We start from the raw sequence: 13,840 nt of genomic DNA, 5'->3' as shown, positions 1-13,840 counted from the left end.
AGAGCATGGCCCTCACCACCATCTCCGTCCGCGGCGCGCGCGAGCACAATCTCAAGGACGTCTCGGTCGACATCCCCCGCGACACGCTGACGGTGATCACCGGCCTCTCGGGCTCGGGCAAGTCCAGCCTCGCCTTCGACACCATCTATGCGGAGGGCCAGCGCCGCTACGTCGAGTCGCTGTCGGCCTATGCCCGCCAGTTCCTCGAGCTGATGCAGAAGCCCGACGTCGACCATATCGAGGGGCTCAGCCCCGCGATCTCGATCGAGCAGAAGACCACCAGCCGCAACCCGCGCTCGACGGTGGCGACGGTCACCGAGATCTACGATTACATGCGCCTGCTGTGGGCGCGCGTCGGCATCCCCTATTCGCCCGCGACCGGCCTGCCGATCGCCGCGCAGACCGTCAGCCAGATGGTCGACCGCGTGCTCGCGCTGCCCGAGGGCACCCGCCTGCTCCTCCTCGCCCCCGTCGTCCGCGGCCGCAAGGGCGAGTATCGCAAGGAGCTGGCCGAATGGCAGAAGGCCGGCTTCCAGCGCGTCCGCATCGACGGCGAGCTCTACGCGATCGACGAGGCCCCGGCGCTCGACAAGAAGTACAAGCACGACATCGAAGTGGTGGTCGATCGCATCGTCGTCCGCGACGATATTGCGTCGCGCCTCGCGGACAGCTTCGAGACCGCGCTCAAGCTGGCCGAGGGGCTGGCCTATATCGACCTGGTGGATACCACGGTCGCCGAGCTCGCCGGCAACCGCGTCAACGAGGCGCGCCAGGAATTCGTCGCCGAGGGCGGCGCGATGAAGGGCGCCGGCGTCCCCGCCAACCGCATCGTCTTCTCCGAGAAGTTCGCCTGCCCCGTCAGCGGCTTCACCATCCCCGAGATCGAGCCCCGCCTGTTCAGCTTCAACGCCCCCCAGGGCGCCTGCCCGGCCTGCGACGGCTTGGGGGAGAAGCTGGTGTTCGACGAGGACCTCGTCGTCCCCAACCACGCGCTCAGCATCAAGAAGGGCGCGATCGTCCCCTGGGCCAAGTCCAACCCGCCGTCCCCCTATTACATGCAGGTCCTCGGCAGCCTGGCGCGCGAGTTCGGCTTCAGCCTCGACACCCCCTGGGAGGATCTGCCGCAGGAGCACCGCGACGTCATCCTCCACGGCACTCAGGGCCGCCCCGTCACCCTGACCTTCGTCGACGGCAGGAAGAGCTACGACGTCCGCAAGCCGTTCGAGGGCGTGATCGGCAACCTCAACCGCCGCATGCTCTCGACCGAAAGCGCCTGGATGCGCGAGGAGCTCTCCAAATACCAGAGCTCCCAGCCCTGCGAGGTCTGCCACGGCGCCCGCCTCAAGCCCGAGGCGCTGGCGGTCAAGATCGCCGGCGAGGACATCAGCCACGCCACCCGCCTGTCGGTGGTCGACGCGCTGCAATGGTTCGCCGCGCTCCCCGACCAGCTCACCGACCAGCAGCGCCAGATCGCCGAGCGCATCCTCAAGGAGATCCTCGAGCGCCTCGGCTTCCTCAACAACGTCGGCCTCGACTATCTCAACCTCGACCGCACCTCCGGCACCCTCTCCGGCGGCGAGAGCCAGCGCATCCGCCTCGCGTCGCAGATCGGCAGCGGCCTGTCGGGCGTGCTCTACGTCCTCGACGAGCCGAGCATCGGCCTCCACCAGCGCGACAACGACATGCTGCTGGCGACGCTCCGGCGCCTGCGCGACCTCGGCAACACCGTCCTCGTCGTCGAGCATGACGAGGACGCGATCCGCACCGCCGACTATATCATCGACATGGGCCCCGGCGCCGGCGTCCACGGCGGCGAGGTGGTGGCGAAGGGCACGCTCCCTGAGCTGCTGGCGAGCCACGACAGCATCACCGCCGACTATCTCAACGGAACGCGAGAGGTCCCGGTCCCGCCCAAGCGCCGCAAGGGGTCGGGCAAGAAGCTGACGGTGGTCGGCGCCACCGCCAACAACCTGCGCGGCGTCACCGCCAGCATCCCGCTCGGCACCTTCACCTGCGTCACCGGCGTCTCCGGCTCGGGCAAGTCGAGCTTCACCATCGACACGCTCTACGCCGCCGCCGCGCGCCAATTGAACGGCGCCCGCCTGCTCGCCGGCAAGCACGACAAGATCACCGGCCTCCAGCACCTCGACAAGGTGATCGACATCGACCAGTCGCCGATCGGCCGCACCCCGCGCTCGAACCCGGCGACCTACACCGGCGCCTTCACCCAAATCCGCGACTGGTTCGCCGGCCTGCCGGAGAGCCAGGCCCGCGGCTACAAGCCCGGCCGCTTCAGCTTCAACGTCAAGGGCGGCCGGTGCGAGGCGTGCCAGGGCGACGGCGTGCTCAAGATCGAGATGCACTTCCTCCCCGACGTCTACGTCACCTGCGACGTCTGCCACGGCGCCCGCTACAACCGCGAGACGCTGGAGGTGAAGTTCAAGGGGCGCAGCATCGCCGACGTGCTCGACATGACGGTCGAGGACGCGGTCGAGTTCTTCAAGGCGGTCCCCCCGATCCGCGACAAGATGGCAATGCTGGCGGAGGTCGGCCTCGGCTACGTCAAGGTCGGCCAGCAGGCGACGACGCTGTCGGGCGGCGAGGCGCAGCGCGTCAAGCTGGCGAAGGAGCTGAGCCGCCGCGCCACCGGCAACACGCTCTACATCCTGGACGAGCCGACGACCGGCCTCCACTTCGAGGACGTCCGCAAGCTGCTCGAGGTGCTCCACGCGCTGGTCGAGCAGGGCAACACGGTGGTGGTGATCGAGCACAACCTCGACGTCATCAAGACCGCGGACTGGATCCTGGACCTGGGGCCGGAAGGCGGCGTCAAGGGCGGCGAGGTGGTCGCCGAGGGCACCCCGGAAGATGTGGCGCGCGAACCGCGGAGCTTCACGGGCCGGTATCTCGCGCCGCTGCTGGAGAAGGGGAAGGCCGCGAAGGAGGCGGTGGCGGCGGAATAAACTCCCTCTCTCTTTGGGAGAGGGAAGGGGTGTTCGAGCGAGATCGTGCCTTCCAGGCACGATCTTGGCCTGCCGGGGGCAGGCCAAAGCTCGAACACGCGAAGCGATGGGAAGGGTGAGGGGGATGACGAACCTGTACCGACCCGAATTCGAAGCGGCCCTCCGCGTCTTCGCCCGCGTCAGCGAGGCGATGCTGCGCGAAGGCCACGAAGCCCCGATCCTAGTCGGCGGCGCCGCGGTCGAACTCTACTCAGGCAGCGCCATCACCACTGGCGACTTCGACGTGGTCACCGGCCGCCAGCAAGCCTTCGAGCAAGCACTCGTACAACAGGGCTTCGTCCGCCCCTCCGGTCCCGGCCACAGCTTCACCGGCTGGATACACCCCGACCTCAAGCTCGGCTTCGAGGTCGTCTCCGCCACGCTGCTCGACGGCCTCGCCGACCGCGACCGCGTCCGCCTGATCACGCTCCAGCCGGACGGCACCGCCGCCGTGCTGGCGGTCGAAGACATGATCGCCGACCGCATGGGCCAGTTCGCCTCGGGCACCGCGCCCGAGATGCTGGAGCAGGCCCGCGTGCTGCTGTCGCTTCACCCGGACCTGGATCGCGCCTATCTTGAGCGCCGCATTCGGGAAGAGACGTCCAATGAGCACGGCATCGCCACCCTCGCGCCCTGAACCGGTGACCTTCGAGGAGTTCGCCGCGGATATCGCGCGCCGGCGGGCCGCTACAGGCGAGCCGGAGATGCCGCGGAATAGCGGCAAGCGGCGAACGCCGAGCAAGAAGGCGCTGCTCGCGGCGATCGAGGCTGTGGGCGGGAAGTGGTAACCACGCCGGCCCGACAACACAGTCTACATCCTCGATGTGCCCGTTAGCGGATACACTTCAGAAACGTCGCAGGCTTTGAACTCGTCGATATCCACGCATGCGAAGTGTGATGTCGTCAATACTCCCTTGACCGCGTTTTGGGGACCGGTCAGCTTACCTGAAAAGGGCGGGAATCATGGAAGATACTGAAGCGACTGAGGATTGGGATGTTGAACCCACGGAGGATGCACCTGAAGAAGAGCAGGAGCCCAAGCTCGAATATGAAATAATGAACTATCCGGCCGATATCACTCTTGCCGGGTATGTCGATCTATGGGATCGGAAAGAACTCACGGTTCCCCCATTCCAACGCATGTACGTATGGGATCGGATTAAAGCGAGCAAGTTAGTTGAAAGTTTCTTGCTAGGTTTGCCTGTTCCTGGGACGTTCCTTTATAAGGAGCGTGTCAAGGCTGGTTACCTCATCATTGATGGTCAGCAGAGGATTACGTCCCTTATCCGTTTCATTAAAGGAACCTTCGATGAAACGGTATTCCGTTTAAAGAACGTTCATCCGCGATATGAAGGAAAGTCATTCTCTGACCTTAGCGAAGATGAACAGTTTAAACTTAAAGGGGTTACTCTGCGCGCTACGATTATACAGCAAATTGACCCTCAAGATGATACAAGTATCTATCAGGTTTTTGAGCGTCTAAATACGGGCGGTGTTAATCTTAACCCGATGGAAGTTCGTCAGTGTGTCTCTTATGGGCCATTCGTAGATGCGCTAAAGAAGATGAACGAAGTAGATTCATGGCGCAAGATAATCGGTCAGCCAAAAATCGACAAGAGACTTAGAGATGTGGAACTCGTTCTCCGTTGTCTCGCGTTAAGCGAAAAAGGCAGTGCTTACGAGAAGCCTATGAAGGGATTCTTGAATAAGTATATGGAAGATCGCCGTGGTGATGATAGTGACTATGATAACCTAATTTATAATTTTAAGATATCTTCTGATTATATACTGTCTCAGCTTGGTGAAAAGCCGTTCCATCTTCGCGGACGCTTAAATTACGGCGCACTCGATTCTATAATGGCTGCAGTACTCGCAGATATCGCGCCATCAGATTTGAACGAGCGATTCATGGCTTTGCGAGAAGATACTGCATACGATGCCGCGATCACGTATAATACAAGTGACGAATCGGTAGTTGAGCTGAGACTTGCAAAGGCGATAGAATACCTGAGCGAATAATGCATCTCGTTCGGACCACATTCGCTTATGAGGAAATTTCCAACCATCTCGCGATTGTTGGACGAAATCCTCTTGTGGAGATTTACTTAGTACAATTCCTGCTGGTCGCGCTTTATGCCGAAATGGAAGAAAAGATTAAAGATATCATTTTAGCTAGACTTAAATTAATCCAAGACCAGAGAGTGGCTGAGTTTATATTCAAAACCAACGAGAGCATGCTTAAAAGAGTAAAAAAGGCAGAGATAAATGACGTTTTGCAGAAATTTGGATGCGGAGAGGGTGATGTAATAGCAGAACGATTGCCTGAGATAAATCTTCAGCCATATTTTGATGCTATAACTAATCGGCATAGAGTGTCTCATGATGACGGGGCATCTATGACGTTAGAGGATTTTGGAAAAGCTCTGCCGTGTGCTGAACATATACTGGACGCTGTTGAGCAGGCTCTCACCGAATAATCATGCCGGTCTCGAACACATGGACCGCCTCATGTCCATGCTCGCGCAATCATCCGCACAGGGCAGGCGGCAATTGGGCTTAGGCGGTGACAGCTTACTAACCCACTCAACTTACTGCGCCTCCGCCCACGAGATGATCCGCCTGCGCCGCCGCATAGGCCAGCACTGCGCGGACATCGTCCTCGCTGAGATAGGGAAAGTCAGCCGCGATCTCGGCCGGGCTCGCGCCGCCGGCCAGCATCTCCAGCACGTCGGTGACGCGCACCCGCGTTCCCGCCACCACGGGCCGCCCGCCGCAAACCTGCGGGTCGACGGCGATGCGAGGGAATCCGGCAAGGGTCATGCGAGCAGGATGTGCCCGACCTGGGTACAGGTCAAGGCAAGGGATGGCATAGGCAGACGCCGGCACCAAGCCGCACCGTCACACCGAAACGAACCAAATAGGAACAAAACCCTTTCCTACATCACCAAATCTGTATAACTGGTCGGTCCTCTTTTGTTCTCACGAGAGGAACCCGCATCATGTCAGCACCCACCACCATCACCCCGCCCGCGGAGGAAACCCCGGCGGACCCCGCGACCTTCATCCCGGTCAACCTCAAGCACTATTCCGCCCCGCAATCCCAGCGCACCGCCGGCTGGACGGCCGAGCGTCAGCGCACCTTCCTCCAGGCGATCGCGGAGGGCGCCACGGTCACCGACGCCGCCCGCTCGGTGGGCCTCACCAAGCAATCCGCCTATGCCTTCCGCACCTCGGCGCGCGGGGCGGGGTTCGCGCTCGGCTGGCAGGCGGCGGCGCTGCTCGCGCGCGACACGCTCGCCGAGACGCTGATGGAGCGCGTGATCGAGGGCACGGTCGAGGTCGTCACCCGCTCCAACGGCGACACGACGGTGACGATCGAGCGCGAGCGCTTCGACAACCGCCTCGCCATGCAGCTCCTCAATCGCCTCGACCGCATGGCCGACAGCGCGACCGGCGCCGCCGGCCAGGCCGCCGCGCGGCTGGTCGCGGCCGAGTTCGACCAGTATCTCGACCTCGTCGGGCGCGACGGCGGCCCGGCCCGCGCCGGCCTGTTCCTCGGCGCGCGGCTGGGCGCGGCCGGGGCCGAGTCCGCCACCGAGGACGATCTCGCCCCGATCCGCGCGCTCGCCCGCGCCGACCGCTGGCTCAGGACCCACACCGACCTCGCCGAGGGCGTCGACACCGCCGACCTCGATCCCGCCGCCCGTGCCGGCTGGACCGGCGAGCAATGGGCCCGCGCCGAGGCCGCCGGGCTGGTCCAGCTCGCCCCGACGCCGCCGCCTGCGCCCGACGCCGCGCCCGCACCGTCGAAGGCGGCAAACCTGGACGATGAGATGAGTCAACTTCGTCAACATTTCGGCCTGCCGCCCTATGTCGCGCCCGAGGACCGGCCCGAGCCGGTGTGGTGCGACGAGGGCGAGGAGGAATGGCGCACCCGCTTCCCGCCGACCGACCGTTTCTACGGCGAGGAGGACGGCGAGTACGGCCAGCAGGGCTACAGCCGCACGCTCGACGACGACGAGCTCGCGGCGGTCGAGGCGTCCTGGCAGGCCGAGGTCGAGCTCCGCCGCGTGCCCGAGGCGCGCGAGCGCGACGCCTGGTTCGCCGCCTGCGTCTCTGCGTCGGCGAGGGGCGGCGAGGCGGCCGGCGATGCACTCGACGAGGCGCCCGATGATGCGGACGAGGACGCGCCGGCCGCCGCCGCGCCGGGGCCGTCGGTTGCAATCCCGGCCCCGGAGGCCCATATCGAAGCCGCTACAGTCGCAAATTGACGGTCTTTGGCGCTTTGCGGCTCCTCATTCCTTCTTTCCCTGCCCCTCGCAGCACACGAGGGCTCCCGACGTCCGGGATCCCGCCAACAGAAGGAAAGCTCGCATGAGCATCACCGGTACCGTCAAGTTCTTCAATTCCGACAAGGGCTATGGCTTCATCGCGCCCGAGAGCGGCGGCCAGGACGCGTTCGTCCACATCACCGCCGTCGAGCGCGCGGGCCTGCGCACCCTCACCCAGAACCAGCGCGTCAGCTACGAGCTGGAACAGGATCGTCGCGGCAAGACCAGCGCGGTCAACCTGCAGCTGCAGGACTGACCGGCGCGGGACGCGGGCGGGGCGGCCCCCTGCCTCGCCCGCGCTTCCTCCCTTTGCTGTTCCCGTTCCCGTTCCCGTTCCTCCAGCGAAAGGGCCGAGCCATGGCCTATGATGCCGCCTATTACCGGGGTCAGGCCGCCCGCGCCCGGGCCGAGGCCGATGCGGCGACGCTCGCCAACGTCCGCGACCGCGCAATGCGCTCGGTCGCCGCGTTCGAGGCGATGGCCGCCAAGGTCGAGCGTGTCGCCCGCAGCCGCGCCGAGCGCGAGGCGAGCGGCGGCACCGACCTCCGCCCCTCCTTCACCCGCGAGCGGGAAGGTTAGGGTGGGGCGCCTTCTTCAATCCTCCCCGGGACGGGGAGGGGGACCGCCGAAGGCGGTGGAGGGGGCTCGCCTCGTGCTCCATCGCTTGAGGTGCCCCCAGCCCAGGCGATGATTGCCTTCGTCCCCGCTTCGGATAACCACCGCCGACGAGACGTTGTCGTTGGGATGGAGAAGACGATGCGTGACCTGACCAAGATTCTGGCAGCTGCCGCAACCCTTGCAGCCGCCCTGCCGACCACCACCGCCGCGGCCCAGAGCAGCCAGCCGGCCTGCCCGGCAAACCCCGCGCCGCCCCCGGCCGAGTTCGCCGGCTGGACCACCCCGGCGGCGCGGACGGTGTCGACCAACGACCGCGTGCTGCCGATCGCGGTCGGCCAGGCAGTGCGGCTGACGCTGGCGCCGGGGAGCGAGGTCGCCTTCGCCCGCGCTCCGGAGAAGGCTCCGGCCGCGGGCAGCTTCGCCGGTCTCGTTGCACTCGAGGTGCCGAAGGCGGGCCGCTACCGCGTCGCCCTCGGCGGGCCGGCGTGGATCGATCTGGTCCGGGACGGCGCCCCGCTTGCGTCGGCCGCCCACGGCCACGGCCCGGCCTGCACCGGCATCCGCAAGATCGTCGACTTCGATCTCCAGCCGGGCCACTATTTCCTCCAGCTGTCGGGTTCGCCGGCGGCCGAGGTGGTGCTGATGGTGGCGGGGCCGCGGTAAGGATCAGGAGGAGGGCCGAAACGGCAGGATCGTCTCATATTGCCCCAGGCTCGGCGCGCCGGGAACGACGGCGCCGCGGCGGAGCAGGAAGGCATGGCGGGCGATCTCGGCCTGCTGCTCGATGCCGTAGCGCTCGAACCGCCGCCCCGGCTGGATGGTGTAGCCGTAGCGGCAGAAGGGATGGCGGCGCAGCGGCAGGTAGATGCCCGACTGATACTGCCAGACATGCGTCATCTCATGGATGAACAGGGCTTGATGACCAAGGTCGGCGCAGGCGAAGTCGTCGTGGTAGAGGTCGCCCTTGGGATTGAAGTGGATGCAGCCGGTGGGGGCCATGGCGATCTTTTTGGGCTGGAAGAACGCCCATTTCCGGTTGGCCACCGCGGCGCGGGCATAGTCGATGGCGTCGCCGAACACGCTGCGGGCGAGCTCGATCTCGCCGGGGGTGAGGGAACGGGGGAGGTGGAGGCTCATCAGCGGCTGGCCTTAGGCAAACGTCTCCGGCGCCACGTCGATCTCCCGCACGCCGCGGCTGAGGCGGGCGGCGTTGACCAACTCGCGCAGCTTCTCGCGGCGGGCGCGGGCATGCTCGATGTCGCGCATCACCAGCGGGGTGGCACGGGTGGTCTCGTCCGACGAGCCGATGGTGATGGTGCCGAGGTCGGCGAGCTGGTTGACGATGCTGAACTGGATGCGCACGTCCTTGACGCGGTAGAGCTCGATCTCGTCGATCGACTTGTTGAGGATGCCGCGGTGGAGGATCAGCCGGTCGGCGGTGACCTCGTAGGTGGCGGCGGCATTGCCGATCCATTTCACCAGCACGATCCCCGCCGCGAGCAACGTCAGCAGCAGCGGCGCGGCCGGCGGCACCGGCAGCGCGTCGCCGCCGGCGAGCACTATGCCGATCAGCCCCGCCGCCGCGAGCAGCACCGTCCCCCAGCCGGCGAGCGAGCCCTTGAGCCAGCCGAGAGTGGAAGAACGGAAACGGTCGATCACCTGCGGCATCTGCGCGGACCCTCTCATGGTGCGGGGTCGGCGGCGCCGACCACCTTCGCCTCGACCTCCAGGTTGCGGCCCTCGGCGAACTGGAGCGTCACCGGCGTGATGTCGCCCGGCTTGAGCTTCGGATTCACCCCGAACAGCATGACGTGCCGGCCGCCCGGCGCGAAGCTCACCGTCGCACCGGGACCGACGTCGACCTGGCCGAGCGGCGCCATCTGCATCATGCCATGATGCTCCATGCTCTCGTGAAGTTCGGCCTTGAGCGCCGCCGGGGTCGAGACCGCGAGCAGCGTCGTCTTGGCGGTGCCGCCCGTCACGGTGAAATAGGCGGCGGCAGGCCGGCCCGGCACGGCCGGCAGGCGGATCCACGCCTTGTCGGCATGGAGCTCGGGCGGCCGTCCGCACGCCGCCAAGGCCAGCGCCAGGCCGATCGCAATCAGTGGCCGCATGCAACCCACTCCCAAAGCGAGATATTGTGGAGCCCTTAGCGTGCCCAGCAATCTTGCGGCAATAGAAGGCCCACCTATATCGCCAATGTTGCAAGACGCCGCATCGCCGCTCTTGGGGTGCGGTGGAGCGTTCAATTCTGAGACCTGGGGGTACAGGCAAAGACTATGGCTAAAGTGATCGGCATCGACCTCGGCACCACCAACAGCTGCGTGGCAGTGATGGAGGGCGGCAAGCCCAAGGTGATCGAGAATGCGGAGGGCGCCCGCACCACGCCGTCGATCGTCGCGTTCGCCAAGGATGGGGAGCGGCTGATCGGCCAGCCGGCGAAGCGGCAGGCGGTGACCAACCCGGACAACACCATCTTCGCGGTGAAGCGCCTGATCGGCCGCCGCTTCGACGATCCCGTGACGAAGAAGGACACCGAGCTGGTGCCCTATACGATCGTGCGCGGCTCGAACGGCGATGCGTGGGTGAAGGCGGGCGGCGAGGATTATTCGCCGTCGCAGATCTCGGCCTTCATCCTCCAGAAGATGAAGGAGACCGCCGAGGCCTATCTCGGCGAGACGGTGACGCAGGCGGTCATCACCGTGCCGGCCTATTTCAACGACGCCCAGCGCCAGGCGACCAAGGACGCCGGCAAGATCGCCGGCCTCGAGGTGCTGCGCATCATCAACGAACCGACGGCCGCGGCGCTCGCCTATGGCCTGGACAAGGACAACAACAAGACGATCGCGGTCTACGACCTCGGCGGCGGCACCTTCGACATCTCGATCCTCGAGATCGGCGACGGCGTGTTCGAGGTGAAGGCGACCAACGGCGACACCTTCCTCGGCGGCGAGGACTTCGACGCCAAGCTGGTGCAGTTCCTGGCCGACGACTTCAAGAAGGCGGAAGGCATCGACCTCACCAAGGATAAGCTGGCTCTCCAGCGGCTCAAGGAAGCCGCCGAGAAGGCGAAGATCGAGCTGAGCTCCGCCGCGACGACCGAGGTCAACCTGCCCTTCATCACCGCGGACCAGAACGGGCCGAAGCACCTGGTCAAGTCGATCACCCGCGCCGATCTGGAGCGGCTGGTCGACGACCTCATCCAGCGCACGCTGGAGCCGTGCAAGAAGGCGCTGGCCGATGCCGGCGTCAAGGCGAGCGCGATCGATGAGGTCGTGCTGGTCGGCGGCATGACCCGCATGCCCAAGGTGCGTGAGGTCGTGAAGAGCTTCTTCGGCAAGGACCCGCACACCGGCGTCAACCCCGACGAGGTGGTGGCGATCGGCGCTGCGATCCAGGCGGGCGTGCTGCAGGGCGACGTCAAGGACGTGCTGCTGCTCGACGTCACGCCGCTGTCGCTGGGCATCGAGACGCTGGGCGGCGTGTTCACCCGCATGATCGACCGCAACACGACGATCCCGACCAAGAAGTCGCAGACCTACTCCACCGCCGACGACAATCAGCAGGCGGTGACGATCCGCGTGTTCCAGGGCGAGCGCGAGATGGCGGCGGACAACAAGCTGCTCGGCCAGTTCGACCTGGTCGGCATCCCCCCCGCGCCGCGCGGCGTGCCGCAGATCGAGGTCACCTTCGACATCGACGCCAACGGCATCGTCAACGTCTCGGCCAAGGACAAGGGCACCGGCAAGGAGCAGCAGATCCGCATCCAGGCCTCGGGCGGCCTTTCGGACAACGACATCGAGCAGATGGTCAAGGACGCCGAGCGCTTCGCCGACGAGGACAAGAAGCGCCGCGAGGCGGCCGAGGCCAAGAACAACGCCGAGAGCCTGATCCACACCACCGAGCGCCAGCTCGCGGAGAATGGTGACAAGGTCGACGCCGCGCTCAAGTCCGAGATCGAGGGCGCGATCGCCGAGGCCAAGTCGGCGGTCGAGAGCGGCGATGCCGAGGCGATGACCGCCAAGGCGCAGGCGCTGGCCCAGGTCGCGATGAAGCTCGGCCAGGCGATCTACGAGAAGCAGCAGCAGGCCGAGGCTTCGCCCGCGGCTGACGGCGCTGCCGAGGGCCCGCAGGAGGACGTCGTCGACGCCGAATTCTCGGAAGTGGACGACAACCAGAAGGCGTAAGTCTATGTCCCATATCCGTCATGCCGGCGAAAGCCGGCATCTCAGGCCGGATCGCATGTCGCCTGAGACCCCGGCTTCCGCCGGGGTGACGGAGGGGGGATGGACCGGCGGGGGCCCTGAATGAGCACCGAAGTCGACTATTACGAGCTGCTTGAGGTCGATCGCACCGCCGACGAGGCGACGATCAAATCGGCGTACCGCAAGCTCGCGATGAAATACCACCCCGACAAGAACGGGGGCTGCAAGGACCACGAGGCCAAGTTCAAGGCAGTCAGCGAGGCCTATGACTGCCTCAAGGACCCGCAGAAGCGCGCCGCCTACGACCGCTTCGGCCATGCCGCGTTCCGCAACGGCGGAGGCGGGGCGGGGCCGGGCGCGGACTTCGCCGGCTTCTCCGACATCTTCGAGAGCGTGTTCGGCGAATTCATGGGCGGCGGCGCCCGCGCGCGCCAGCCGCGCCGCGGCGCGGACCTGCGCTACGACATGGAGATCACGCTCGAGGACGCCTTCCACGGCAAGGCGACCGAGATCACCGTCGACGTCTCCGCGCCCTGCGACCATTGCCACGGCTCGGGCGCCTCGCCCGGCACCGGCAGCCGCGCCTGCTCGCTGTGCCACGGCATCGGCAAGGTGCGCGCGCAGCAGGGCCCGTTCGTGTTCGAGCGCACCTGCCCGAGCTGCGACGGCGCCGGCCAGGTCATCTCCGATCCGTGCAGCCGCTGCCGCGGCGAGGGCCGGGTCGAGAAGACCAAGACGCTGGCGGTGAACGTGCCGCCCGGCGTCGACGACGGCACGCGCATCCGCCTGGCCGGCGAGGGCGAGGCGGGACCGCGCGGCGCGCCGGCCGGCGACCTCTACATCTTCCTCCACGTGCGCCAGCATCCGATCTTCGAGCGCGAGGGCACCACGCTCTACGCCCGCGCGCCGATCAGCTTCACCACCGCGGCGCTCGGCGGCACGATCGAGATCCCGGGACCGGACGGCGTCGCCCATGCGATCCGCATCCAGCCCGGCACGCAGTCGGGCCGGGAAGTCCGCCAGCGCGGTGCCGGCATGCCGGTGCTGCAGGGCCGCGGCCGCGGCGACCTCGTGGTGCGCATCGAGGTCGAGACGCCGACCAAGCTCACCGCCCGCCAGCGCGAATTGCTGGAAGCGTTCCGCGAGACCGAAACCGGCGAGGAATGCCCGGAAGCGACCGGCTTCTTCGCCAAGGTACGCAAGGCGGTCGGGGGCTAAAAGCGGATCGACCTTTGGGAATGCGATCTTCCACTTCGTCACCCCGGTCTTGTGCCGGGGTCCATCGGGAGGCAAGGACCGGACGAGAGGCTCAAGCACAGCCCATGAGGCCCAGTGGACCCCGGCACAAGGCCGGGGTGACGGGCTGGTGTTGGGGCTAGGGAAGGCTCAGAGTTCAGATGTCGATCGGCCCTAGCTGGCAGTGTCGGACGAAATCTCGGCGTTGAACGCCGGCCACCCAACGCCCTTGCAATGTAGGATTTCGTTTGCTTGGCTCGTGCGGTCCGATGTGCGCAGGCATCGGCCCGCTCTTTGACCCCGTCGATTTCCTTCGTATTGCGTCGGCTCGCACAGACGCAGCAGAGTCAACTTAGTCAACTTTTGGTCAAGCTGAGCTTGCAAGCGACCGCCGTGGTTTGCCGTATCACCGGCCGCCGCCGCAGAAACCTGAATGTCAGGAACCAGG

The 13,840-nt window shown here is 65.9% G+C and carries 15 protein-coding genes; 11 read left to right on the top strand and 4 right to left on the bottom strand.

The genetic code is table 11. The features are described from left to right. Positions 1-5: 5 nt before the first annotated feature. The 5 genes from uvrA (at position 6) to LZK98_RS16350 (ending at position 5,479) form a co-directional block, all read left to right on the top strand. The gene (gene uvrA / locus LZK98_RS16370) at positions 6-2,963 is read left to right on the top strand and encodes an excinuclease ABC subunit UvrA (RefSeq protein WP_233783592.1); all 2,958 of its coding nucleotides are present in this window, start codon (positions 6-8) and stop codon (positions 2,961-2,963) included. Between the two features lie 124 nt (positions 2,964-3,087). Further along, positions 3,088-3,639: a hypothetical protein gene (locus tag LZK98_RS16365; protein WP_233783591.1), complete on the top strand. Its 552-nt coding sequence runs from the start codon at positions 3,088-3,090 to the stop codon at positions 3,637-3,639. Next, positions 3,608-3,790, top strand: a complete 183-nt coding sequence (locus LZK98_RS16360; protein ID WP_233783590.1) for a hypothetical protein — start codon at positions 3,608-3,610, stop codon at positions 3,788-3,790. Before LZK98_RS16365 ends, LZK98_RS16360 begins: the two co-directional genes overlap by 32 nt. A gap of 175 nt (positions 3,791-3,965) precedes the next feature. Continuing rightward, the gene (locus tag LZK98_RS16355; protein WP_233783589.1) at positions 3,966-5,021 is read left to right on the top strand and encodes a GmrSD restriction endonuclease domain-containing protein; all 1,056 of its coding nucleotides are present in this window, start codon (positions 3,966-3,968) and stop codon (positions 5,019-5,021) included. Beyond that, the gene (locus tag LZK98_RS16350) at positions 5,021-5,479 is read left to right on the top strand and encodes a HEPN domain-containing protein (protein ID WP_233783588.1); all 459 of its coding nucleotides are present in this window, start codon (positions 5,021-5,023) and stop codon (positions 5,477-5,479) included. Before LZK98_RS16355 ends, LZK98_RS16350 begins: the two co-directional genes overlap by 1 nt. 106 nt (positions 5,480-5,585) lie before the next feature. Here LZK98_RS16350 and LZK98_RS16345 read toward each other — a convergent pair whose 3' ends face one another. Next, the gene (locus tag LZK98_RS16345) at positions 5,586-5,822 is read right to left on the bottom strand and encodes a DUF433 domain-containing protein (RefSeq protein ID WP_233783587.1); all 237 of its coding nucleotides are present in this window, start codon (positions 5,820-5,822) and stop codon (positions 5,586-5,588) included. Between the two features lie 179 nt (positions 5,823-6,001). Here LZK98_RS16345 and LZK98_RS16340 point away from each other — a divergent pair, with 179 nt between their 5' ends. From LZK98_RS16340 to LZK98_RS16325, 4 genes are all read left to right on the top strand, one after another. Continuing rightward, entirely contained in the window at positions 6,002-7,273 is a 1,272-nt protein-coding gene (locus LZK98_RS16340) for a hypothetical protein (RefSeq protein ID WP_233783586.1), read from the top strand. 103 nt (positions 7,274-7,376) lie between these two features. Continuing rightward, entirely contained in the window at positions 7,377-7,589 is a 213-nt protein-coding gene (locus LZK98_RS16335; RefSeq protein WP_233783585.1) for a cold-shock protein, read from the top strand. 101 nt (positions 7,590-7,690) lie between these two features. Next, a complete protein-coding gene (locus tag LZK98_RS16330) occupies positions 7,691-7,912 on the top strand; it encodes a hypothetical protein (protein ID WP_233783584.1) in 222 nt (73 codons plus the stop codon). Positions 7,913-8,089: 177 nt separating this feature from the next. After that, on the top strand, positions 8,090-8,614 hold the full coding sequence (locus LZK98_RS16325) for a hypothetical protein (RefSeq protein ID WP_233783583.1): 525 nt from the start codon (positions 8,090-8,092) through the stop codon (positions 8,612-8,614). Between the two features lie 3 nt (positions 8,615-8,617). Here the strand turns inward: LZK98_RS16325 and LZK98_RS16320 are convergent, their stop codons facing one another. Genes LZK98_RS16320 through LZK98_RS16310 form a run of 3 tightly spaced genes read right to left on the bottom strand, consistent with a single transcriptional unit; the run spans position 8,618 to position 10,065 of the window. Further along, positions 8,618-9,088 carry a vgr related protein gene (locus LZK98_RS16320; protein ID WP_233783582.1) on the bottom strand — a complete coding sequence of 157 codons (471 nt, stop codon included), beginning with the start codon at positions 9,086-9,088 and terminating at the stop codon, positions 8,618-8,620. A 12-nt stretch (positions 9,089-9,100) separates the two neighbouring features. After that, the gene (locus LZK98_RS16315; protein ID WP_233783581.1) at positions 9,101-9,619 is read right to left on the bottom strand and encodes a PH domain-containing protein; all 519 of its coding nucleotides are present in this window, start codon (positions 9,617-9,619) and stop codon (positions 9,101-9,103) included. Positions 9,620-9,633: 14 nt separating this feature from the next. Beyond that, positions 9,634-10,065 (bottom strand): copper chaperone PCu(A)C, encoded by a 432-nt coding sequence (locus LZK98_RS16310; protein WP_233783580.1) that lies wholly within the window; start codon positions 10,063-10,065, stop codon positions 9,634-9,636. Between the two features lie 165 nt (positions 10,066-10,230). Here LZK98_RS16310 and dnaK point away from each other — a divergent pair, with 165 nt between their 5' ends. After that, complete coding sequence (dnaK, locus tag LZK98_RS16305; RefSeq protein ID WP_233783579.1) at positions 10,231-12,138, top strand: molecular chaperone DnaK; 1,908 nt, start codon at positions 10,231-10,233, stop codon at positions 12,136-12,138. A 120-nt stretch (positions 12,139-12,258) separates the two neighbouring features. Next, positions 12,259-13,374, top strand: coding sequence for a molecular chaperone DnaJ (gene dnaJ, locus LZK98_RS16300; RefSeq protein ID WP_233783578.1), 1,116 nt, complete (start codon positions 12,259-12,261; stop codon positions 13,372-13,374). Positions 13,375-13,840: the final 466 nt, after the last annotated feature.

Source organism: Sphingomonas cannabina, from assembly GCF_021391395.1.
GTDB lineage: Bacteria > Pseudomonadota > Alphaproteobacteria > Sphingomonadales > Sphingomonadaceae > Sphingomonas > Sphingomonas cannabina.
This window is presented reverse-complemented; position numbering and strand designations above follow the sequence as displayed.